This window comes from Paenibacillus sp. FSL A5-0031, assembly GCF_001956295.1.
In the GTDB taxonomy this organism is placed as follows: Bacteria; Bacillota; Bacilli; order Paenibacillales; family Paenibacillaceae; genus Pristimantibacillus.
The window spans coordinates 301,309-324,330 of record NZ_MRTD01000003.1 but is presented as its reverse complement, the minus strand read 5'-3'; the positions used below and the strand labels follow the sequence as shown (position 1 = coordinate 324,330).

General features: G+C 47.3%; 20 protein-coding genes. 1 reads left to right on the top strand and 19 read right to left on the bottom strand.

Annotated features, from left to right (window positions below; translation table 11 throughout):
- Positions 1-5 precede the first annotated feature (5 nt).
- The 17 genes from cdd to BK120_RS07630 form a co-directional block, all read right to left on the bottom strand.
- Positions 6-443 (bottom strand): cytidine deaminase, encoded by a 438-nt coding sequence (gene cdd, locus BK120_RS07710; RefSeq protein ID WP_076266895.1) that lies wholly within the window; start codon positions 441-443, stop codon positions 6-8.
- A 24-nt stretch (positions 444-467) separates the two neighbouring features.
- Positions 468-830 (bottom strand): diacylglycerol kinase family protein, encoded by a 363-nt coding sequence (locus BK120_RS07705; RefSeq protein WP_076266894.1) that lies wholly within the window; start codon positions 828-830, stop codon positions 468-470.
- Entirely contained in the window at positions 830-1,327 is a 498-nt protein-coding gene (gene ybeY, locus BK120_RS07700; protein WP_076266893.1) for an rRNA maturation RNase YbeY, read from the bottom strand. The genes BK120_RS07705 and ybeY overlap by 1 nt, the downstream gene beginning before the upstream one ends.
- Complete coding sequence (locus BK120_RS07695; RefSeq protein WP_076266892.1) at positions 1,324-3,570, bottom strand: HD family phosphohydrolase; 2,247 nt, start codon at positions 3,568-3,570, stop codon at positions 1,324-1,326. Before BK120_RS07695 ends, ybeY begins: the two co-directional genes overlap by 4 nt.
- Positions 3,571-3,587: 17 nt before the next feature.
- Positions 3,588-4,559, bottom strand: coding sequence for a PhoH family protein (locus tag BK120_RS07690; protein ID WP_054026960.1), 972 nt, complete (start codon positions 4,557-4,559; stop codon positions 3,588-3,590).
- 6 nt (positions 4,560-4,565) lie between these two features.
- Positions 4,566-5,765 carry a sporulation protein YqfD gene (gene yqfD, locus BK120_RS07685; RefSeq protein WP_076266891.1) on the bottom strand — a complete coding sequence of 400 codons (1,200 nt, stop codon included), beginning with the start codon at positions 5,763-5,765 and terminating at the stop codon, positions 4,566-4,568.
- Positions 5,766-5,813: 48 nt separating this feature from the next.
- Positions 5,814-6,092 carry a sporulation protein YqfC gene (gene yqfC / locus BK120_RS07680; protein WP_076266890.1) on the bottom strand — a complete coding sequence of 93 codons (279 nt, stop codon included), beginning with the start codon at positions 6,090-6,092 and terminating at the stop codon, positions 5,814-5,816.
- Positions 6,093-6,241: 149 nt separating this feature from the next.
- Positions 6,242-6,736: a hypothetical protein gene (locus BK120_RS07675; RefSeq protein ID WP_076266889.1), complete on the bottom strand. Its 495-nt coding sequence runs from the start codon at positions 6,734-6,736 to the stop codon at positions 6,242-6,244.
- Between the two features lie 60 nt (positions 6,737-6,796).
- On the bottom strand, positions 6,797-7,786 hold the full coding sequence (floA, locus tag BK120_RS07670) for a flotillin-like protein FloA (RefSeq protein WP_076266888.1): 990 nt from the start codon (positions 7,784-7,786) through the stop codon (positions 6,797-6,799).
- A 33-nt stretch (positions 7,787-7,819) separates the two neighbouring features.
- Positions 7,820-9,193: an NfeD family protein gene (locus BK120_RS07665; protein WP_076266887.1), complete on the bottom strand. Its 1,374-nt coding sequence runs from the start codon at positions 9,191-9,193 to the stop codon at positions 7,820-7,822.
- A gap of 156 nt (positions 9,194-9,349) precedes the next feature.
- Entirely contained in the window at positions 9,350-9,793 is a 444-nt protein-coding gene (locus BK120_RS07660; protein ID WP_076266886.1) for a GatB/YqeY domain-containing protein, read from the bottom strand.
- 15 nt (positions 9,794-9,808) lie between these two features.
- Complete coding sequence (rpsU, locus tag BK120_RS07655) at positions 9,809-9,982, bottom strand: 30S ribosomal protein S21 (RefSeq protein WP_005547957.1); 174 nt, start codon at positions 9,980-9,982, stop codon at positions 9,809-9,811.
- Positions 9,983-10,073: 91 nt separating this feature from the next.
- Positions 10,074-10,421 carry a histidine triad nucleotide-binding protein gene (locus tag BK120_RS07650; RefSeq protein ID WP_076266885.1) on the bottom strand — a complete coding sequence of 116 codons (348 nt, stop codon included), beginning with the start codon at positions 10,419-10,421 and terminating at the stop codon, positions 10,074-10,076.
- A gap of 127 nt (positions 10,422-10,548) precedes the next feature.
- A complete protein-coding gene (locus BK120_RS07645) occupies positions 10,549-11,163 on the bottom strand; it encodes a hypothetical protein (RefSeq protein WP_076266884.1) in 615 nt (204 codons plus the stop codon).
- A gap of 15 nt (positions 11,164-11,178) precedes the next feature.
- Complete coding sequence (gene addA, locus BK120_RS07640) at positions 11,179-15,033, bottom strand: helicase-exonuclease AddAB subunit AddA (RefSeq protein ID WP_144376703.1); 3,855 nt, start codon at positions 15,031-15,033, stop codon at positions 11,179-11,181.
- 3 nt (positions 15,034-15,036) lie between these two features.
- Positions 15,037-18,552: a helicase-exonuclease AddAB subunit AddB gene (addB, locus tag BK120_RS07635; RefSeq protein ID WP_076266883.1), complete on the bottom strand. Its 3,516-nt coding sequence runs from the start codon at positions 18,550-18,552 to the stop codon at positions 15,037-15,039.
- Positions 18,553-18,584: 32 nt separating this feature from the next.
- Positions 18,585-20,015 carry a class I SAM-dependent rRNA methyltransferase gene (locus tag BK120_RS07630; protein ID WP_076266882.1) on the bottom strand — a complete coding sequence of 477 codons (1,431 nt, stop codon included), beginning with the start codon at positions 20,013-20,015 and terminating at the stop codon, positions 18,585-18,587.
- Between the two features lie 86 nt (positions 20,016-20,101).
- On the opposite strand from BK120_RS07630, the gene BK120_RS07625 reads away from it, so the two are divergent.
- Positions 20,102-21,076 (top strand): Na/Pi cotransporter family protein, encoded by a 975-nt coding sequence (locus tag BK120_RS07625; protein WP_076266881.1) that lies wholly within the window; start codon positions 20,102-20,104, stop codon positions 21,074-21,076.
- A gap of 2 nt (positions 21,077-21,078) precedes the next feature.
- Here BK120_RS07625 and BK120_RS07620 read toward each other — a convergent pair whose 3' ends face one another.
- A complete protein-coding gene (locus BK120_RS07620; RefSeq protein WP_076266880.1) occupies positions 21,079-21,510 on the bottom strand; it encodes an NUDIX hydrolase in 432 nt (143 codons plus the stop codon).
- 115 nt (positions 21,511-21,625) lie between these two features.
- Positions 21,626-23,017 carry a tRNA (N(6)-L-threonylcarbamoyladenosine(37)-C(2))-methylthiotransferase MtaB gene (mtaB, locus tag BK120_RS07615; protein ID WP_083681716.1) on the bottom strand — a complete coding sequence of 464 codons (1,392 nt, stop codon included), beginning with the start codon at positions 23,015-23,017 and terminating at the stop codon, positions 21,626-21,628.
- Positions 23,018-23,022: the final 5 nt, after the last annotated feature.

Genomic DNA, 23,022 nt, shown 5'->3' with positions numbered 1-23,022 from the left:
CTTGTTTAACGCTCCCTATTATCTAATGAAGCCGGCGTGAAGGCACCCGGCAATATGCCTGAAACGGTTGAGATCGTCCATTGACCTTTTAAATTCCCCATAATGACAGGCATTTCTGGTGAACATAGCTCAACTAGAACTTGGCGGCAAACACCGCATGGCGCGATTGGAGTATCCGTATCGCCAATTACAGCTATCGCTTGGAATTGTCCCGGTCGCTTTCCATCCGCTACTGCGCGATATAATGCGGTACGCTCCGCACAGTTTGTTGGACTGTAAGCTGCGTTCTCTATGTTGCAACCATAATGGACTTGGCCTTCATCGTCAAGCAGTGCTGCTCCAACTTGGAAATTTGAATAAGGAACGTATGCTCTTGACATCGCTTCCTTAGCTGCATTCATTAGCGAAGTGTAAGACTCCGACAATCCTTCAAAAACCAACATAATTATCCCGCCATTCCCCGTTTTTTAATCCATAATTAAATGCCATAAGGGCGGCCCAAGTATGAGCAGCCCTATAATTGCAGAAATTGCAGCAGCAACTAACACCGCCCCAGCAGCAACATCCTTAGCAGCTTTAGCTACCGGATGAATATTGGGGCTTGCTAGATCAACTGCCTGTTCAATTGCCGTATTTATCATTTCAGCACTTATCACGAGGGCGATCGCCATTAAAATAATCGCCCATTCTAGCGGCTTAAGTGATAGCATAAATCCTAAACAGCACACCACAGCGGCGGCAATCGCGTGAAACCGCATATGACTTTGAGTCCGAAGAGCAAAACCTATGCCGGATATTGCAACTGCGAAACTAGATATAACTTTTCGCATTAACGAGTTAAGCCAGCCTGCTGCAAAATCGCTTCTTGCTTAGCGGTCATTTCGGCTTCGGTTTGATCATCCTGATGATCGTAACCTATCAAATGCAAAAAACCATGTACAAACAAAAAGCCGATTTCACGTTCCAAGGAATGACCGTACTCCTCGCTTTGAGCAAGAGCCGTATCCACGCTTATTATAATATCGCCAAGCATGCCTGAGATCGGGTCCTTCTCATCCTCGCTGTCCACTTCAAAAATAATATCGAGCTCATCTACGCCATCTTCTTGCATAGCGAATGACAATACATCGGTTGGACGATCAATTCCGCGATATTCACGATTTAACTGATGAATTTCCTCATCGTTTGTGAATGTTAAAGATACCTCACCATCGGAAATGCCTTCCGCTTCACCAGCCAATTGCAGCAACTGCTCTATTTTTGTAATCCAATCCTCGGGTATTTCCAGCTTTTCCTGCTCATTGCTCCAACCGAGTTGCAAGCTCATGCCAAACGCTCCTTTGTTTTCACATCATCCGGATATTCAATACGTGAATGGAAGATGCCAATTACGCTTTCCTTTAGTGAATGCGCAATTTTGTCCAGCTCCTTCAACGTCAAATCACATTCATTGTATTGATTGTCATCCAGCCTGCTTTTAATAATTTTGTTAATCATGGCTTCTACCTGTTCTACTGTCGGGTTGCGAAGGCTGCGAACCGCTGCTTCCACGCAATCAGCAATGCCAACAACAGCCGCTTCCTTTGACTGTGCCTTCGGACCAGGATACCTAAAATCATCTTCCGTAAACGCAGGTTCGACACCTTGTTCTTCCGCTTGTTTTATCGCTTTGTAATAAAAGAATTTAAGCGATGTTGTCCCATGGTGCTGCTCTGCAATATCGCGGATCGGCTTAGGGATATTATGCCCTTTAAGCATATCGACTCCGTCTCTCGCATGAGCAACAATGATTGATTTGCTTAACTTAGGATCAATCGTATCATGCGGATTTTCAATATTGGATTGGTTTTCGATAAAATAATTCGGTCGCTTCGTCTTCCCAATATCGTGGTAAAACGAGCCAACCCGGCATAATAAGCCGTCTGCCCCAATTGATTCTGCTGCCGCCTCTGACAAATTGCCCACCATTACGCTATGGTGATAGGTTCCCGGCGTTTCAGTCAACAGCTTGCGAAGCAGCGGGTGATTGGGATTCGAAAGCTCTACAAGCTTAAGCGCAGATAAAATGCCGAATGTAACTTCAAAGAACGGCATCAAGCCAATGACGAGCACCGCAGTAATCAAACCGCTAGCAAACGCAAAAGCTACGGAGTAGATAAAATGAGCCCGTTCCAGCTGTTCAGACAGCAGCAAAATGGATAAAACAGACAAGGAGCCAAATAAGCTCACCATTATTCCGGCCTTCAATATTGTTGATCGCTGACTCGCTCTATGAATCGAGAAGATGGCAGCAAACGAAACGACAATAATGACAAAGCCGTACTGGAAATCAAAAATTTGATGCTGGCTCGTGTTCAATATAATACTTCCCATTATTGCAAATATTATGGAGCTGATCATGGCTAGATGCATATCTAACAGCAATGTAATCAGCATCGTCCCGAGAGCAGCAGGAGCCAAATAACCCGCATAAGGGGCAGCATCCGTCTGCGTCAACGAAGTAATCTCCATCGTAATAATATTGATCAGAAAGATGAGCCACAACATCAAAAGTGAAGAGTTGTTATATTTGGGCTTAATCCCATTGATACTTCCAGACTGATGCAAATACGCGTAAATGACGACGATAAACATCACAGACATGATGAGCAATCCGAACTGCGGCCAATAAGTCTTACGATCCTGCAGCAGCGAAGAATCAACGAGCAGCTTGTACAATTCAGGAGTAATCGTCTGACCGCGTTTCACGATCAGCTCACCTTCTTTAATTACGACAGGCGGCGTGTTTTGCTTAGCCTGCACTTTAGCCTCATCCGTCGCTTCCTTATCCAGAAACTTGTTTGGCATGATGGCGAATCTTGCAAGCTCCTGTACAATTTCTCTGCTTGTCCGGCTTGATAGCGAGCTTGCATTAACAAGTTCCGCAACCTGTGTTCGAGCGGTTTCCGCATCACGAAGCTGCTCTACTGTCAGTTTACGCACAATATCCCGAGCTACATCGCGCATCTCGGTTAGCGTTTCTGCTGTTAGATTAGGCATCTTGTAAAAGGTTTCTTCCGGAATGGTGTATTGCTGCTCCTTCGCAATAAGCGCCATTTCCTCAAGCAGCGTGTTGTTATACGTGCCACGGCCCTTATTCAGCTTAACAAAGGTATCAATATACTCCGAATAACGGCCTGGAATTTCATTGCGATAAATATCAATCTTATTTTGCAAGGTTACTTGATCGTCCTGATTCAGCTGCTCTATTCGAACAAAGATTTGGTCGACAAGTACCTCGTTGCGTAGCGGTACTATCGAATAGATGACATCGACTTTCTCGGCTGCATCCTCTTCCGCTTGTCTAGTCGCCTTCTCGTCTTTAATTTGGAAGGGCGCTTTGATATCCTTCTCGCTTACAGCGCCCTCCTGAATATCATAGGTTTCAGGAACGAGATGCGGAGCTAAGCTGAAATAGAATAGCAGCACAAACATCAACATCAGCACCCAGCGAACGGCTGCACTCTGCTTCCAACCCGCCGTTTTGGACGGCCGCAAGTTCCCTTGTTTTCCGGTCTGGTTTTGGTTCATGCAGCAGACATCCCTTTCTAGGCTTTGTTTTCAGCATCCCAGTTGTAGGCAACAATAATCTTTTGAACGAGCGAATGACGAACGACGTCCTGCTCTGAGAAAAGGATGATGCCAATTTCCTCTATGTCTCTCAGAATCCGCTGAGCTTCAATTAAGCCGGAGTTTTTGCCCCGCGGCAAATCGATTTGCGTAACGTCTCCCGTTATAACCATTTTAGAACTAAATCCTAGTCTAGTTAGGAACATTTTCATTTGCTCAGGCGTCGTATTTTGTGCTTCATCCAAAATAATAAACGCATCGTCAAGCGTTCTGCCGCGCATATAAGCAAGCGGGGCAATTTCAATCATACCGCGCTCGAGCGCTTTGACCGTCTGGTCAGGTCCAAGCACATCATGCAGCGCATCATACAAAGGGCGAAGATAAGGATCAACCTTCTCCTGCAAATCACCTGGCAAAAAGCCGAGATTTTCTCCCGCTTCTACGGCAGGTCTCGTAAGTACAATTCTTTTTACTGAGCCTTCCTTCAAAGCAGCGACAGCGAGCACAACGGCCAAATATGTCTTACCTGTTCCGGCTGGGCCTATCCCAAACACGATATCCTTCTTGCGAATTGTCTTCACATAATGGCGTTGACCGATCGTCTTTACCCGAATCGGCTTACCACGGAAGGTAGTTGTAATTTCTTTCTTAAACAAGTCCAACAGCTCTTCTGCCTGCATCGATCTGGCGAGCTCAAGTGCATATGCAACATCACGCTCTGATGGCTTATAGCCCCCGCGAACGAGCTGTAAGAGCACATTGTATAGTTGTTCTAACGAATCAACCTCTTCTACAGGACCTGATATGACAATTTCCGCTTCACGCGATGTAATCGAAGACTCTACTTGCGCTTGAATAAGACGTAAAAAATTATCTTGTGGTCCGAATACTCCAAGTCCTTCCGCTGCGTTGCCGAGCGGTATCTTTACTACTTTCGTTTCAATTTGCAACAATCCTCATTCTCCCTGCATATGGACTAGTGGCATTTCCTTAACGATAGATTGCTCGACTTCAAAAAGAACTTTCATATAAACTTTACCATTGTCCGCCTTTTCATGCAAAACAATTTCATCGCGGATGACTGCATCGCTGCCTGTTTTAAGCAGCAATTTGGCTTTAGCCTGCAGAATGCCGACGTTCTTCGCTTCTTCTTCGGTAAGCGTGCGGTCTTCCATACGGGTTTCCATTATGGTCTCCTTCATTCTACCAATTGGCAGCGACCAATTGCGCCAGGAAACCTTCTCTTCGTGCTTAATTGATTCGGATTTTCCAAAAGCAGAATCACCATACCCGCTAAGCTGAAGCGCTCTTGAGCCGATGACAGCAAACCATTTCGTCTCTTTATCTCCAGTATACACCTTAACCTGTTGAACAAGCGGTGAAGAAATTTCAAATTCGTACCAAACAAGCCCACGAACATTGCCCTTGGCAACGACAGTACGCGAATTCATTTCTCCCCCAATCGTTCCCGAGATCAAAATTTGGTCTTTTTTCACCTTCGTATTTTTTCGAACGACAGGCCGTCCCGCCTCCGCAATAATCTCAGTAACAACAGCATCATCAGATGCGACCAAATGTCGAGGTGTATTCAAGGATGCCTTATCCGGTATGGTTGATTCAACCACTTGAATAATAACCTTTGTCCCCTTTTTCTCCACACCAACCCAAGTTGAGCCTGGAAGCTTGCGAACAAGCTGCTTGGACAGCACATCAGCATCGGTTAAACGGAATGACCATTGCATAGGATATAAGCCTTCCTCTTTGGCTGCAGCCCTTATTTGATCCTCCGTCAGCTTGACATTGCCTTGCACTTCGATGCTCCAAACAAGCGAGGAGAGCATAAAGATAATCGCAAAAAACAAAACGATGCCCGCCGCAAACAGCTTTCTGCGCTCTGCTTTGACTAGCAAAAAAGGCAATCCTTTGCGCTTCGTAACATGAACACGACAGCCTGTCTCTTTTAAATACGGACGAAGGCCAAAAAAATCACTGATTGACAGCTCACATTCAAGCAAGCCGCTGCTTGTCCATCTAATGGAAGACAGCTGCAAGCCGCCAGCCAGCGCTCGGTTGACGAGCTGCTCAGGTTGTCCCCCCCGAATATGAATGGTGACCATACCCTTTAACCAATTTGCACCTTGTCCGCTCACGTCCATTCCCCTCCATTACCTCAGCTATTAATAAAGAAAATCGCTTTATCTATTTCATGGAATCAATTGAATATTCGTAATTTGTCCCTCAATAAACACTTCTTCCGTCCAAATCGTGCGGATAACTAGAGAGCTTCCCGTAACCTCCAACTGGCCTTTGCTAAGCGCGAGTCTCAGTCGCTCACTAGAGAAATGAACAACACCACGATGGTTCTCGATATATAATTGGCAGTCTCCAATCATTGTTAATCGCGGCAAATCAAATACGACATCATGCGGCATATCAAGCAGCTCTGCTGTCATTTTGCGAAATCTCTTTTTTATGTGGCGCATGTACGATTCTTTGCCTCCTTCAAGGTTTGCTACAAGTAAAGCAAAGGAATGGCGATTTTCATGTACTGTACCAAAATATGCGAACCGCTCGATAATTATGGCTCCAAAATAAAAAAACCGCCTAAGCGCAGCGCTTAGGCGGTTTAAATTTATTTCCGAAAAGGTTTTTTCGAGCGCGGCGGTCCTAATACTTCGGCCCAAATAACTGCTTTCCGCAAATCATTGGATCGAATGGATGCTGCATTGATGCTCTGGCTTCCATAATTGCGCTGTGCTGCAGCCTGTGCTGTTTCTTTGTTAGCTGCTGCTCTTTGAAGCGCGCGCTGCTGAGAAGCTGTTTGCGGCGCTTCTGCGCTCTCTCTGCTAGAACGCGTCGAATTCATATCAGAAGAACGTTCAACTTCAGCAGCAGAGCGATAAACCGTTCCTCCAGTTGCCTGCTGCGATTGCGGCTGCGGGCGCTCTACCTCTCGCTCCTGTTCTCCGGACTGCGGGAACAATGTTCGCGGCAGTCCTCCGCCGCCAAAGTCAGGCATTTGTCCAGGCTTCTTCTTCGCGCCGGATTTGCCGAATACCGAAGCCAGCGCACCCAATATAACGACTACGATAAATATGTTATTCATCAGAAATTCTATAATCTTCAACTTGCCTTCACCTCCAAGGCTCAGTTACGTTGATCCAACCAAATAACTGGGCCATCGACTTTATCGGCCGTCTTTAATGTCTGTAGAACTGTCCTGCTTGCCGATAGAGCTGCGCATATGGGTATCCGCTTCGATGTTTTTCAAGTTCATATAGTCCATAACGCCAATTTTCCCGCTTCTAAGCGCTTCAGCCATGGCAAGTGGAACTTGTGATTCCGACTCTACTACGCGCGCTTCCATCTCAACGACTTTTGCTTTCATTTCCTGTTCGTGAGCAACGGCCATCGCACGGCGCTCCTCGGCTTTTGCTTGAGCGATTTTTTTGTCCGCTTCCGCTTGTTCCGTTTGAAGATGTGCACCAATGTTTTTGCCTACATCAACGTCCGCGATATCGATCGACAATATTTCAAACGCTGTACCTGCGTCAAGCCCTTTGCCAAGCACAGTGCGAGAGATCATGTCCGGATTTTCCAAAACGTCTTTATGTGAGCCAGCAGAACCTACAGTCGTTACAATCCCTTCACCAACACGAGCAATGATAGTTTCTTCACCCGCGCCACCGACTAGGCGTTCAATGTTGGCACGAACCGTAACACGAGCTTTTACTTTCACTTCAATACCATCCTTCGCAACCGCAGCTACGATTGGTGTTTCAATGACGCGCGGATTAACGCTCATTTGTACGGCTTGCAATACATCACGACCAGCCAAATCGATAGCCGCCGCACGTTCGAATATAAGTGGAATGTTCGCACGTTGTGCTGCAATCAACGCATTGACAACCCGATCGACGTTACCGCCTGCCAAGAAGTGACTCTCAAGCTGGTTTATGTTAAGTCCCAGCCCTGCTTTTGTTGCCTTAATTAACGGGTTGACGATTCTGCTTGGTACGACGCGGCGAAGACGCATGGCAACGAGCGTAATAATTCCAACTCTAACGCCCGATGCTAATGCAGATACCCACAGCATAATCGGGAAAAAGCTTAAGAATACGGACAGTACGATAATAACAACGACAGCTAAAATTAAAAAAGATACGATAGGATCCATTTGTTCAAACCTCCATTTGTATATTCGTTTTCTCTATTTTGTTACTTCTTTGACAACGACCCAAGTACCTTCCGCTTTAATGACGGTCACCGTGCGGTTCGTATCGATAAACTCTCCAGAGGTAACGACATCAATTCGCTTGTCATTCATAACAATTGTTCCTGCCGGTCTCAGCGGAGTAATTGTTGTCCCTTGCAATCCGAGCAGTGAATCCTTTATATCCGCAGAAACAAAACCTTGCTCCGTTGTCAGCTTCTCGCGCAATATAAATTTGTTCCAGATACCTCTTGATTTGTTCATTCTAATAAAAATAACGATTAGAATGGTGGCTACAACTAGCGCAATAACGATCGATATGAAAGCCGTCATTGGGTCTGAAGCAGCGGTAACGACTCCTGCTACCAACGCAGCACTGCCGAGCAAGCCCAAAATCCCAAAGCTTGGTACAAACACCTCGATTATGAGCAAGGCTATTCCAATTACGAACAGCACGACTGACTCCATTCCGGCAAATCCAGCAACATAGTGGCCAAAGAAATAAAGGGCAAACGATAATATTCCGACAACGCCCGGTACTCCAAAGCCTGGAATGATCATTTCAATAACGATACCTGCAATGCCAAGTATGAGCAAAATCGTCATAACGATTGGATTGAGCAGCCATCTAGCTACATTTTCCGCAAGTGACGGAACAACCTCGATTTGTGTTCTGCCTTCCAAGCCCAGCCATTTGACTGCTTCATCCACGTTCGCTGCTGTATGCTCAGAGTATCCGACTTTCTCAGCTTCACTTGCTGACAGGGTAAGAATTTCTCCCTTCAGCTTATCTCTGCCAAGCTTGTCTTTCAGCTCCACCATTGCATTCGGATCCGCCATAGCGACAGCGATATTCTTATCGCGACCCTGCAATCCTGCAGACTCGCTCATTTCAGAGGTCCAAAAGGAAATCGTTTTGGGATTATCCTCTAATGTTCCCGAGCCATTCACCACTGCAGCTGCACCTATCGTACTCCCTGGCTGCATAATAATATTGTCAGCATTCAAAGCAATATAAGTGCCTGCTGATACTGCTTTCCCCTCAACAAAAGCCGTAGTAGGAATAGCGCTCTCCCTTATAAGATGACCAATTTCCTCTGCGTTTACGACTTTGCCGCCAAGCGTATTAATAACGAGAATCACATGCTCAGCTTTTGCTTCCTCAGCTTCTTTAAAGGCTCTCTCCAAAAAGGATTGAAGCCCCGATTCCACCGTTTGTTTGACGGGAATCACATACACTGCTGGGCCAACTTCATTTGCTGCCTTTGCTTTCTCCCCCGGTGAACCAAATAATGCTGCAAGCGTCACCATTAACACCGCTGCGATCAATGCGATTGGAGTGGCGGACATACTTCTTCGCCATCGATTCATGTGCAAGAAGGTTCCTCCTTTTTTTCGTGTTTGCTTTCTACTACGTTTGACAAATGAAAACGTTTCAGGCAGCCTTCTCCATATCATACCATTTACATTTGAAACGTACAAAAAAACACCCCCGTTAAGGGGTGTTTTGTGAGTCCGTATGTTTAGTTAGTTGAGATGTTGCTGAACGAGCTGATTTACTAGTTTACCGTCAGCGCGTCCTTTTGTTTTAGGCAAAAGGGCACTCATAACTTTTCCCATATCGGCTTTGGAAGAAGCACCGAGTTCATGGATGGTCTGCGTTACTATCTCTTGAATCTCTTCTTCAGTCAGCTGTTCGGGAAGGTATTGACTAATAATTTCAATTTCGACCACAAGACCCGCTACTAAATCATCGCGGCTGGCTTTTTTAAATTCTTGGAGGGAATCTTTACGTTGTTTGATTTCGCGACTCAATATATCAAGCACTTCGTTATCGTCCAATGGACGCTTGAGATCGATTTCCAAGTTTTTCACTGACGCGCGCATCATACGAATAACGGAAAGTTTAAACTTGTCCTGATTCTTCATGGCTTGCTTCATATCATCGGTCAATCTTTCGCTCAGGTTCATTATGGAAGGATCCTCCTAAAACTTTCTCTTGCGCGCAGCCTCAGACTTCTTCTTGCGCTTTACACTTGGCTTTTCATAATGCTTGCGTTTTTTCACCTCAGCTAGAACACCATCTTTAGCGATGGAACGTTTAAAGCGGCGAAGCGCAGCATCAATAGTTTCGTTTTTGCGAACTTTAGTTTCAGACACCAGTTTTCCCTCCCTCCGAAACAGACCGTCCAGAGCTATAACACGGTTTATCAAATTTCATTATATGTCAAACCAAAAGGCAGTGTCAACTTTAGATATCTACAACCCGAGAAGAAAGTTTCGTTCCCCCCAATACATGGATATGCAGATGATAAACAAGCTGTCCTCCGTCGGCATTAACATTGTTGACTAGTCGATAGCCTGACTCCGCAATTCCTTGTTCCTTTGCGATTTGACGAGCTACCGCGAACATCTCGGCTATGACCTCGTCATCTTCATCGGTAACATCATTCATCGTTGCGATATGCTTCTTAGGAATGATAAGAATATGTACAGGAGCAGCTGGCTGTATATCGTGGAATGCGAGAATTCTGTCATTCTCAAATACCTTCTTCGACGGTATTGCACCCTCGATTAATTTACAGAAAATACAGTCCATAGGTTTCACCCCCTATTCGCTTTCCTTACCATATCATACCGAAATTTTAGCCGCTCGTCCAATCATTAAAGATAACCCGCAAAAACTTCATAGGCGCTCTTCCAAAATAGCGACAGAATCCAAGCTGCTACTTCGAAATCTCAGCTGATTTTTCCTTCATAACAGCCTGCATCTGTTCAACAAGCACAACCCATTCAAGCCCGCTGGACAATCGAATAATTGCAATGCGGCTCTCCCCGATATTTGCATTAAAACCACTCATAATACCGGATATGGTTTCAAACGCGTTTTTTAATCCCTGAATGTACGCGGCATCGGTTTCGTTCAGAGCACCATCATAGTGACCAATCGTTTGCAAGCCTTTATCGACATCAGTTACATAGGCTGAGGTAAGCTCTTTATTGATTTTATCCGGCTCTGCATTCACGCTTGCTGCTTCTGCAGTAAATTCCACCAAAGCATGGCCGCTCGCTGCTGCTTGACCTGAAAGAAATGCAATGGCATACCGTTCGTCCAAAGTTTTACTTTGAAGCAAAGCATCCAGCTGTGGAAGCATTTTTTCTACATAATCTTTAGAACCAATCGCTGCTTTAAATATTTTTTGGCCTTTTACATAATTGTTTTCTTGTTTATTTTGTAAAAATTGCGAGTACAAAAAAACATTGCCGATTAAGCTAAATACAAGAATAACGAGAGTTATCGGCAGCGCGATAGAGCGTTTGCCCGTATGCTGTGGTTCCAACTTCACAGCCTCCTTTTAGATTTGGTTTGTTCTCTTAAGGTGAACGGATTGACCCCCGTCAAAGAAAAAGACATGGCTCTCATCCACTTTTCTCCCGAGAACAGATTCGATTGCTTCGGCATACAGCTCCAGCTGGAAACGATGCCGCTCCGCTGCTTCCACCCATTGCTCCTTATAAATGCGATCCGTCTTATAATCGAGCAGTACGACGCCAGCAGCATCCTCGAACAAACAGTCTATTACCCCTTGAATCAATATCGGCTCATCTAGATCTGAATTCGGATAAACACGTTTAGCAGGGAACATGCAGCTAAACGGAACCTCTCTTCGCACCCAGTCAGCGTTTAACAACCGCTGTCCCAGCTCGCTTCGGAAAAAAGCTGCGACGTTCGGCAAATCGATTGCCTCCGATTGCTTTACTGTTAATAGGCGCCGTTCAATCATATGATCAAGCGTTTGTTTTAGCATCGGTTCATCTATTTCCTCTGTGAGGGAGACAAGCTGCATAAGCAAATGATTAACAGAGCCCTTCTCAGCTGCTGTAAGCGACTTTTCCTCCATAAAGGCTGGACGGCGCAGTCGGAACGTATACGATGCTTCTGGAGCAGCTGCAGCTTCTTGAAGATGTGTATTCGCCTGATGCTGATTCAGCTCGTCGAATGGAACAGCATCCTCCTGCTCCTCCGAATACAGCCTCTTCATTTCCGTAACCGATGTTTTGGCAGCGAGTGCCGCCGCTTCTTGATGCGGATAATGCCATTCCAACCGCTCACGCAGCTCATCATCTGCTTCTACATGCTCAAGAAGCGAAAGTGAAGTAACCGCTTGAAGCCGTTCTTCCTTGTCCTGGTCCTGCAGCTCCGTCTCTGACGCTGCTGCAGCTTCAGTACCGAATATAGAAGCAGAAACAACACCAGCATGCCAGTTCGGAGCATTGTGGTCAGTCAGCTGACTGTCATTGATTTGCCTAGCCGCAAGCGGACCTAGCCAATCGATAAACGAGCGTGCGGCAGCAACCCGGAAATCAGACATTTTACCTGAAGCCTCGACGGAAGAAAGCCATCGCTTAAGCTTAGCTTCGGCATCCGCTACAGTCGCGACGAGAAACATTTTTTCCTTTGGCCGGGTTAACGCAACATACAAAATACGCATTTCCTCTGCTAGCATTTCTTTACGCATGGCTCTTCGGATAGCCAGATAAGGAAGTGTAGGATAACTAATACGAAGAGCAGGATCAACAAAACGAGGCCCGAAACCGAGCTCTTTGTGTTTTAAGAAGGCACTTCGCACATCCTGCTGATTGAACAGCTTGCCTAGACCTGCTACGAATACAACCGGAAACTCAAGCCCTTTGCTCTTATGAATGGACATGATGCGAACGACATCCTCTTGTTCGCCGAGCGCTCTTGCAGTACCCAAGTCACCGCCGCTATCGCGCATACGTTCGATAAATCTTAGAAATCGAAACAAACCGCGGAACGAGGTCGCTTCATACTGCCGAGCCCGGTCATGCAGCGCTCGCAAATTCGCTTGACGCTGCGTCCCTCCCGGCAAGCCGCCTACAAAATCGTAATACCCGGTCTCGCGGTAAATTTCCCATAGCAAATTAGCAAGCGAGCCCTGCCTTGCTTCCTCACGCCAGCGATCCAAGCTGTCCAAGAAAAGCGAAAGCTTCCTGCGCGTGTCCTCATCCATAAACAAATCGCCTGCTGCTTGAAGAACCGCATCATAATACGTTGATTTCGCAGATTGGATGCGTATTCTTGCAAGTTCCTCACCGTTTAATGCAAATAATGGCGATCGCAATGCAGCCGCAAGCGGAATATCCTGATACGGATTATCGATAACTCTTAACAAGGAAAGCATCGTCTCGACTTCCGTCGCTTCAAAATAGCCGCTGCTCAGCTCCGCATACGCAGGAATACCGCATCCTTGCAGCTCCTCAATGATAATTGGCGCCCACTGCTGAGTTGCCCTTAACAAGATAACGACATCCCGCCATTGCATAGGCCGATTCTCACGCCGTTTACCATCATAAACCTGGAATCCGCTGTCGATAAGAGATTGCAGCTGCTGAGCGATCCAGCGCGCCTCTAACTGCGCCGTCTTTAGCTCGGAAGCTGATTCGAGAAGCGTTCCATTTTCTCCCTGTTCGCCCTCAATCTGTCCCTCTGACGAATCTGAGTTATCGGCATCCGCTGTCTCTTCTTCATCTGCATCCGCTTTATTCAATACGGCAAACTCAACTTGACAACGATCGGCTGGCACTGGATCTGGGTAGGTAGCGCCACACACGAGTTCTGCTCGCTCATCGTAATCCATCTCGGCCACAGTCTCGCGCATGATGGCGCGGAAAACCGCATTCACGCCATCAACAACTTCCGATCGACTGCGAAAGTTGCGCGCCAAATCGATGCGCAGAGCGTCAGATTCCTCTGTTTCCGATCGCTTGTTCATCTCATGACGAGATAGATACGATTTATATTTTTGCAAAAACAGCTTCGGTTCAGCAAGGCGGAAGCCATATATGCTTTGCTTAACATCGCCAACCATAAACCGGTTGCCAGCACCTGGCCGTTCAATTAACGAAACGATTGCTTCCTGCACCATATTCGTATCCTGATATTCATCCAGCAATATTTCATCGAATTGCTGCTGAAATTCAATCGCTGCAATCGAAGGCAGCATTTGTTCAGGTGTAGAAGACGGATCACGCAAAATACGTAAGCAATAATGCTCCAAATCACCAAAATCGAGCATCCCTTTCGCGCGTTTAGCCGCTTCATAGCCTTGACCAAATTCGATAACGAGCTCGGATAACGCCTTCATCAGTGATGCAAGCTCCTGAAGCTCTTCCAAAAACTGCTCCGCAGTTCTGCCAAATAACTCATCAGAAAGTGAAGTGATCAGCTTCTTTGCTTGATCGCGCAGCTCCTTCGCCTGCTCCTGAAGGGACTTGTCATATTCATCGCCGCGCATCGCCTTCAACTTGCCGAATTCGATGGACTGAAAAGGCGCTATCCAACTTTCCCAGGGCATGGAATGTACCATCTCTGAGAGATTGTTGATGATTTGCAAATCATCATCAAAGGTAACCGCATAAGGTGCTGGGCCCGCAGGTTGTCGCGATAGCTCTAAAGCTTGGTGCAGCAGCGAGCTTGCTCCTTCTAAAGCCATCTCAATATCGGCTATTAAACTAACAACCCACGTACTGTTTTGCAGCGCTGCGACATCCGCGATATTAAAGGCATCTGCGGTTTGCCTAAGCCAATATTCAGGCCATGGATGGCTTTGCGCAAAGTCGAACAATTGTTGAACCAGAAGGTACAAAGGCTCATCGCCGCGCTCACCGCCATAACGATCAGCAAGCCTTAGAAAAGCGCCATTATCGCCTGCCCCTTCATACTTTTGCTCAAATAGCTGATCGAGAACGTCAAGGCGCATTAGCTCGCTTTCAGTCTCGTTTGCAATACGAAAGCCAGGATCAAGCCCGATTAACGGATAGTAACGCCTAATGACGTCCATACAAAACGAGTGTAGTGTCGTAATCGACGCTCTATTCATTAGGGCCAGTTGCCTTCGCAAATGCTCCGAATCAGGTTGCTTTTCCAATTCAAGCTCTAAAGCGTTTCGAATCCTATCCTTCATTTCCGCTGCAGCCGCCTTCGTAAAGGTTGCAACGAGCAGACGGTCAACATCGGCGTTCGCTGATATTTTACGGATGATTCGCTCAACGAGAACGGCTGTTTTGCCAGAACCCGCTGCAGCAGCTACAAGGATGTTCGAGCCGCTTGTAACGATTGCATCCCATTGATCATCGGTCCATGTACTATTTTCCGGCTTGGGTGAATCCTTTGCAGTGTGCATCATCCATTACTCCCCCTCTAGCTGCTGCCATATATGTTCCTTTGAAGGTTTGCTCAGCTTCCTATACTCATTTCCGTCGAACTGAGCATCAAACTGACAAACCGCTTTATAATCGCAATACTGACAAGGTGTTTTTGTTCCGATACGATAAGGCTCAATAGAAACATCACCCGACTGTATCGAGCTGCCAATTCGGCTGATTGTATTTCTGACAGAATGGCGGAGAACGTCCCATTGTTCATTCGAGACGACCGAAGAGCTGCTATAAAAGCTTCCATCCCGCTTCAAAGCAACGGGCAGCAGCTCTGAATAGCCAGTGTCAAGCTCATCGTCCATCAGTCTAACGGTTTCCGAATCAGCCGTAACCAGTCCACGCATTTTGAATCGCTTTAATAGCTGACCGCTTGCTTCTGCAGGGCTAATGCTGTTGGTCAGCGCCAGAATTGGATTGTGCACATGAAAATAAAGAACACCGGCCGGAGAAGCAGGTCGACCAAGCCATGCCGATGCATGTGTAACCAGTACATCCAAATAAGTCAGCATCTGCAGGGAAAGCCCATGGGCAACTTCTTCAAGTCTAAGATGCGTCGAGCTCGATTTGTAATCAAGCACACGCAGCAGCAGACCTTCCTCCGTTTCTGCAGCATCAACACGATCGATCCTGCCGATAATCTCTATCTCACCGCCCGCCTCAAGCGGAATGCGGAGTGCCGGCAGCTTCCCATCAGGGCCAAAATCGACCTCGGTGCCTACGGGATGGAATTGCGCCCTTCGCGCATGTTCACCCAGCATAAGCGCTGCTTGGCCAACAATTTCCTTCAGCTTGCGAGCGATATATTGAAAACGACTGCTGCTTAACAAGATTTGTGATTGCAGCTTAGGAACCAAATCATCGACCGTTTGCGAGACGACCGCCTTAAGCTCCGCTTCCGATGTTTTCCCCCAGCGTCCTCCAAAGCTCGTCGCCACCTTACTTAGAGCAGCGTGAAACAATTGACCAACATCAGGGGCATCCAGCCGGTAAAGCTTTCTTTCCCGCAGCTTTAGGCCGTGTATGGCAAAATGCTGAAACGGACACGATACGAACCGTTCCATACGCGATACGCTAACTTGCAGCCTCGCCCCATAAAGCTCGCGCGCTGTATCCTTAGAAAGGAACTGCTCTTGGTTCTCATAGGTCAAGGAGCTTGTCAGTAGCTGAAGCTTCTGCTGCCACTCCGGACGAACCGCGTACCAATTGTATAGATCCCACCAGAAAGGCGCAATAACAGCTCCCTGCTGCCATTTCCGAATAGCTCCGATCAAATAGGACATCGTTCGCTGCGGCTGCGATACGAACTTTCTTTGCTCGGACAATGGCAAGCTTGGCGAAGGCTCTGCCGCGATACTTTGAACGGCTATGCCCGGGAACAACTGACGGACATGCCTAACAATCTCTGAAGGCAGCAAGCTTTTCCCTTCCTCGTCGGCTTGTGCCCAGCTTAGCCATAAATGCTTGCTTGGCGTGGTCAATGCGTTATAGATCATAAATCGCTCATCAAGCAGGCGCCTGCGCACCCCTGGGGCCATTACGATTCCAGCATCAGCCAAACGTTCCCGCTCCGATTCGGTAAGAATGCCGTCTTCTTTCACACGCATCGGCATGATGCCATCATTTGCGCCCAATACATAACATACATGTATATGCCCCGACCGCGTTCGGTCCATGCTGCCGATCAATACTTGATCAAGCGCTGGCGGTACCGCGGCAAGCTTCAAGCTGTCAAGCCCCGCCTCAATCATGCCGGCGAACAATTCTGGCGTTACGGTCTGTTTTCCAGCCAGTTCAGCTAATTGATCCAAAAGCTGCATGACACTGTCCCAAAGCTGCTTATGGCTTCTTGCTCTTTGTGTTTTTCCAGCCCCAGTTTCTTGAATGCTCCAGCGCTCGAGCTTGTCTGCTGCTTCGGATTCATCTAACAAACGATATAATGCCTCGCACATCCCTTGAACATTTTCGGCCTTGTTCAGTGCATCAGAGAAGCGGCGAAGAGGAGGAACAACAACCTCTCTGGCAGCAAGTACGATATTGAATTCACGCTGCGCCTTTTCGCTGATTTTGGTCTCTATATCCTCGTCATCATCAAGCGACACAGGAACTAACGGATGCCACCGCTTATGGTCAAGCCATTTCCAGCCATCAATACCAGCAGCGAGCGCATAGTTTTCCAGCATATCGAACCAATCTCTAGGCAAACTTCCGTCAACCTTGAACAACATCTCCGTCTTAATGCAGCGGAACACCGCATCGTATCGCCAGCCAAACAAGACGGTTTCAAGCGCAGACCGAATAAACTCAATCAATGGATGATGGACAGCCTTCTCCTTCTGATCGACAAAATAAGGAATGCCGTAATCAGCAAAGACAAGTCCGATATAGTCGGTATAATCCTCCGCATTTCGTACCATAACTGCAATATCCCGCCAGCGCAGCCCTTCTTTACGTGCTCTGCGAACGATATCGCGTGCAACGGCCTCAACCTCAGCACGCCGATTCGCAGCAGCATGCAGCGACAAGCCGCACCGTGCATCTTCTGCGTCCAATATCGTTTTGTCAGCAATAAGCATCGGTATTCTCTCGCTATAATGCTTCTCAAGATGAGCAAGCATTGGACTGCTTTTAAACCGAACAGGAGGAATTTCGTCTAGCAATATGGGAGAATCGACCTCAACATCATATTGAGCAGCCAGCTCCATCAGCTTATTATAGGTTTCGGCTGTTGGATGAAACAGATCCAGTTCATGCGGCAGCTCGCCTATTCCATAAGTTCTGTTTAGTGTAAGTGTGACCGTCACCTGAGCGGATGAACCGATCAACGTTCCTAGCGCTTCATATTCCGTTGGCGTAAATCCATAAAATCCATCCACCCATATATGCGCGCCATTCATAGCAGAGGCATTAGCAAAACCATTTTGCAAATAACGCAAATAATCCTCGGCGTCAATATACATGCCCGCGAGTTCCTGCTCCATCTGACTATAAATGAGCTGCAAATCATGCAGCTTGCGCTTTAGCAATGTTGATTGGCCTGCTTCTGCCATAGAAGCGTCTTGCTTGTCCTGTAAGAGCTCGGAATCTATTCCGTACCTTTTCCACTCTGTTAGAAGCTCTGCAAGCCTATCGATGAATCCAGGCTGTTCCGCACCGTTTTGAAACAACTCAAGCTGCTTTCCTAGCCGATGTACGATCTTGTAGAGAAGCATATGCTTCCCCGTATCGTTAATCGGAACGAGCGCCGTTCCGCCCGTCTCCTGCATGACCCGAAAGGCAAGGCGCCGAAAGCTAAGCGCCTGCGCCCTGATCGTCCCGTTTATTTCACCGCTCTGCAGCAGCGCATATTCGGTTTGAAAAGTAGCCTGTTCCGGTACAAGCATGACGAGCGGCGGTCCGTCCGGTTGACCTTGCAGTTGCTTTCTTATTTCATTCAAGCAATAGGATGTTTTTCCGGCTCCCGAACGCCCGATGACAAAGCGAAGCGACATGTGCAACTCTCCCGTCTATTCGTTTAAATCAATTATTTGCTTCGTACTTCAAATATTGCGAATTTCAAGTAATGTCCTTCATTCACGCCGAGCAGCTGAGGATGATCCTTGCCTGCCGCGCGCCATTCAACCAAACGAAGAAGCTTGCCTGCATCTACAGCCGCTTCTTGGATCGTTTCCAGAAACAGCTCAGGACGCATATGATACGAGCAGCTTGCCGTAACTAAATATCCGCCTTCATTCACAAGCTTTAAGCCTTGTAAATTGATATCTTTGTAGCCGCGGCATGCGCCTGCTACAGCGCTCTTCGTTTTTGCAAATGCCGGCGGATCAAGAATAACAACATCCCAGGTCCGTCCCGCTCCGCCTTCCATCTTCTTAGACGTATCTACGCCGCCAAGCGCGCGCTGTTTTCTCTCGTCTAGCCCTTTCACTTGAACGCGCAAATAATCGAAAGCGTCTGCGACAACAAACTCGACCCGATCTGAGTATCCGTTGCGCTCAACGTTGCGTTTTGCGGTTTCGATGGCGTGCTCCGAAACATCCAAGCATGTTACTTTCTTGGCGCCATATTTACAAGCATGCAGTGTGAAGCTTCCTGTATGGGCAAAACATTCAAGCACCGATGCACCATCCCAGAAAGGAAAAGTAACCACTTTGCCATTCGCGTTAACTGGCACTAAATCGGAAGCACCAGCTGATTTACTAACAGAACTGGACTCGGTTGGAATAGAGCCTGATTCCAGTGCTTCACGCTCTACGAGATGAATGCCGCTCCGGCCTCCCCAGCCTTTCATAAGCGGAGCAATGGCAGCACGGTTTTCACGTTGATCGAAGAAATAGCCTGTTTTCTGGCCTTCAACAATATCAACCTCAAGCTTCAAGCCATTTTCCTCAATTTCAATAATGGATGGGCAGTCGCCGTAAAGCACGCCTGTCCGCTCTTCCAATCCTTCAAGCACTCGAACACCTACATCACTGCGCTCATAGATGCCGACAGGCTGAAATACGTCAATCAACGCCTCAATCAGCGCTTCTCTTCTTACATCCATCCCAAGAGTCAATAGCTGAAGCACCAGCACATTGTTGAAACGGTCAACAACAAGCCCAGGAAGAAAATCCGCTTCCCCGTAAACTAATCGGCAATCGGCATCCGCAACGAAGCGACGGCGATGCTCCTGACACTGCCGAAGGCGATCACGGAAAAAGCCTGCATCCATCGCAGCGATTGGTGTATGTGCAACGATTCTTACTGTAATTTGTGATTTTGGATTCCAATAGCCTGTTGCTAAATAACGTCCTTGATGGTTAACAACATCAACCAAATCACCCGGCTGCGCATCGCCTTCCAAACGATCAATTTCTGTCGCATAGACCCACGGATGTCCTTGCTCCAGCCTCTTTTTCCTTGCTTTTAGAAGAAATATTTTTGGATTGCTCACGTTTATCTCGCTTCCCCTCATTGGACTTGCTAGTCATGCTTGTCTTGCTTGCAGCATATGTATATTTACGAATCAAAAATTGAAATAAATAATAAGGAGTCCAAACCATGGTTCAGACTATACTCATTCCAATGCTGCTTGGGTTTTCTGTTTTCATGTGCGGCATGAAGCTGATGGAGCTGGCGCTGCATCGATTAGCCGGCCCCTATTTGACCGGAATCCTCAAACGATCAACTGCAACCCCGATTCACGGACTAGCAATCGGAACGGTCACGACTGCTTTTCTACAAAGCAGCACAGCCGTAACGGTTATCGCCATTGGAATGGTCAATGCCGGCTTGCTTACATTCCCGCGAACACTAGGCATAATACTCGGTACGAATATTGGCACCTGCATAACGACAGAGCTAATCGGTCTAAATTTAAATAAACTGGCCGTTCCCTTGCTCATCCTCTCGATCGGAATGTGGCTGTTAACGGCTTTACTAGGAGAATTACGTCTGTTTCCTGTTGTTCGGAATGCACGCTGGCTTCCAGCAGTTCGTTCGACCTCTGTCGTGCTGTGCGGCTTCGCTCTGCTCCTTACTGGCATGACGATGATGCAAGGCGTAGGCTCTGCCGTCCAAGACAGCCCCATGTTCAGCTGGTTTCTTGGAAAAGCAAATGAGAGCTTATGGTGGGGGCTCGCAGCGGGTGCGCTTCTAACAGCTGCTGTTCATAGCAGCGCAGCCGTTATTGGTATCATTATGGGTTTCGTATCTATAGGCGCAATGCCCATTGAACTTGGTATCGCCGTCGTTCTCGGCGCTAACATCGGGACTTGTGCGACAGCATTGTTAGCCTCTATTGGCGGGACTAAGGCCGGACAGTATGTGGCATGGTCGCATGTCATCTTAAACGCTGGAGGCGCATTGCTATTTATGCCGTTCATCGGTGAGCTTGCGACGATATCGGAATGGATATCCTCGTCTGCAGCAGGGCAAATCGCTCATACGCAAACAATTTTCAACATTCTAAGCTCATTGATCGCTCTGCCATTTTGTTATCTGCCCACATTTAGGCGCCTTGATCCCGTTACTTAGCACTAATCCGTTTGCAAACCAAGCAGCTGGAATGCTCCTGCAACGATGCGATGATTGTTATCGTATCCGGATTGCTTTTGACGTCTCCAAGCTTCCCCAGGCTCAAACCAATCGACCCCGCGGATCTCTTCTACTTGCGCATGCAGAGATCCTCCAACAGCCTCAACTAAATAATAATGAACCTCTTTATCGACCATCCCGAAGGCTTCATGCTCATATTTATATTTAATTTGATCAATCGGAGCGATGATCACCCCTTCAAGACCTGTTTCTTCGACGATTTCACGCAAAGCGGTTTGTTCAATCGTTTCGCCGGGCTCCATTTTTCCTTTTGGCAGCGAAACTTTTCCGTAACGATCCTGAATAAGCTGGATTTGCAGTTTTCCTTCCTCGGTGCGGCGATAAACGACACCGCCTGCTGAAATTTCCTTCATGTCCGTTTCCCCCTTGCAGCATTAAACAGATTGTATATGCAGCAAAGGATTCCTCCATCTTTTCCACATAAGGAATCGATAAGCAAAGGAATCCCCGCATTTTGTCAAGCTATAGCTAGGCTCTTATCGCTTCCGGACGCTCCAGCACGAAGGTGTGCTGCTCCATGCCGCTCACTGCGGCAGGATGATCTTCCATCACGCGAACAAGCTTGGCGCGACATTCGTTGACGCCTGCTTCCGTGATTTTCACTCGGCAAAGCTTGCCGATCAGCGATTCTGTGCCGTCGAATACGACCTGGATATAGTTATCCGTATAGCCCATAACAAGTCCAGTACCCGGGGCACCCTTGTAATCGCGCTCTGGGATAACATCGAGAACATGGCCAACGTACTGCTCTGCGTACGCTAGCTGCATTTTCTCAGACAAATCAATTAGCTTATGCACGCGCTCATTTTTCACTTCTTCATCCACTTGCTCGTCCATTCGAGCAGCAGGCGTACCTGTCCGTTTCGAATAAGGGAACACATGCATTTCAGCAAATTTCAAATCTTCCATGAAGCGGAAGCCCTCTTCGAACATTTCTTCCGTTTCTCCAGGAAAACCGACAATAACGTCCGTTGTAATGGCAACGCCAGGCATTGCCTCGTGCAATCTTTTAATTTTTGCTGCGAATTCTGCAGTCGTATATTTACGGCGCATCCGCTTTAATACGGAGTCTTCACCTGCTTGGAGTGGAATATGCAGATGGCGGCACATTTTGCTGGAACGGTTCAACACATCAATCATCGCATCGTCGATTTGACTTGCTTCGATCGAACTAATTCGAATGCGCTCAAGTCCCTCTACCTTGTCCAAGTCCCATAGCAGACTTGTTAAATTGTAATTTTCCATATCATCGCCATAGCCGCCAGTGTGAATGCCCGTCAGCACAATTTCCTTGTAGCCGGATGCAACGAGCTGTCTAGCTTGCTCCAGCACGCTTTCTGAAGCACGGCTGCGAGATAAACCGCGTGACCATGGAATAATACAAAACGTACAGAAGTTGTTGCAGCCCTCTTGAATTTTTAAGAAAGCACGCGTCCGCTCCGAGAAGTCCGGTACATTCAGTTCCTCAAAATCGCGAGTCTTCATGATGTTGCGGACGGCGTTAACCGGCTGACGATCATCGTGAATTTGATTCACAAACGTCATAATTTTCTCCCGGTCCTGTGTCCCGATGACAAGATCAACGCCTTCAATAGCCATAATCTCTGCTGGAGAGGTCTGAGCGTAACAGCCCGTGACCGCAATGACAGCATCGGGGTTGCGTCGAACAGCCCGTCTAATAATTTGGCGGCTCTTCTTGTCTCCCGTATTAGTTACCGTACATGTATTAATTAAGTAAACATCAGCAGTCGATTCGAAATCGACCTGTTCATAACCTTCGTTTTTAAATAGCTGCCATATCGCTTCTGTATCATAGAAGTTTACTTTGCAGCCCAGCGTATAAAATGCGACTGTTGGCATAGTTG

What these genes read in the sequence shown, in the direction of transcription:
- BK120_RS07660 (WP_076266886.1), bottom strand. Translation starts at nt 9,793, where the DNA reads ATGAACCTGAGCGAAAGATTGACCGATGATATGAAGCAAGCCATGAAG.
- yqfD (WP_076266891.1), bottom strand. Translation starts at nt 5,765, where the DNA reads ATGGACGTGAGCGGACAAGGTGCAAATTGGTTAAAGGGTATGGTCACC.
- BK120_RS07625 (WP_076266881.1), top strand. Translation starts at nt 20,102, where the DNA reads ATGGTTCAGACTATACTCATTCCAATGCTGCTTGGGTTTTCTGTTTTC.
- BK120_RS07665 (WP_076266887.1), bottom strand. Translation starts at nt 9,193, where the DNA reads ATGAATCGATGGCGAAGAAGTATGTCCGCCACTCCAATCGCATTGATC.
- mtaB (WP_083681716.1), bottom strand. Translation starts at nt 23,017, where the DNA reads ATGCCAACAGTCGCATTTTATACGCTGGGCTGCAAAGTAAACTTCTAT.
- ybeY (WP_076266893.1), bottom strand. Translation starts at nt 1,327, where the DNA reads ATGAGCTTGCAACTCGGTTGGAGCAATGAGCAGGAAAAGCTGGAAATA.
- BK120_RS07705 (WP_076266894.1), bottom strand. Translation starts at nt 830, where the DNA reads ATGCGAAAAGTTATATCTAGTTTCGCAGTTGCAATATCCGGCATAGGT.
- BK120_RS07650 (WP_076266885.1), bottom strand. Translation starts at nt 10,421, where the DNA reads ATGGACTGTATTTTCTGTAAATTAATCGAGGGTGCAATACCGTCGAAG.
- cdd (WP_076266895.1), bottom strand. Translation starts at nt 443, where the DNA reads ATGTTGGTTTTTGAAGGATTGTCGGAGTCTTACACTTCGCTAATGAAT.
- floA (WP_076266888.1), bottom strand. Translation starts at nt 7,786, where the DNA reads ATGGATCCTATCGTATCTTTTTTAATTTTAGCTGTCGTTGTTATTATC.
- BK120_RS07695 (WP_076266892.1), bottom strand. Translation starts at nt 3,570, where the DNA reads ATGAACCAAAACCAGACCGGAAAACAAGGGAACTTGCGGCCGTCCAAA.
- BK120_RS07620 (WP_076266880.1), bottom strand. Translation starts at nt 21,510, where the DNA reads ATGAAGGAAATTTCAGCAGGCGGTGTCGTTTATCGCCGCACCGAGGAA.
- yqfC (WP_076266890.1), bottom strand. Translation starts at nt 6,092, where the DNA reads ATGCGCCACATAAAAAAGAGATTTCGCAAAATGACAGCAGAGCTGCTT.
- addB (WP_076266883.1), bottom strand. Translation starts at nt 18,552, where the DNA reads ATGTCGCTTCGCTTTGTCATCGGGCGTTCGGGAGCCGGAAAAACATCC.
- addA (WP_144376703.1), bottom strand. Translation starts at nt 15,033, where the DNA reads ATGATGCACACTGCAAAGGATTCACCCAAGCCGGAAAATAGTACATGG.
- BK120_RS07630 (WP_076266882.1), bottom strand. Translation starts at nt 20,015, where the DNA reads ATGAGGGGAAGCGAGATAAACGTGAGCAATCCAAAAATATTTCTTCTA.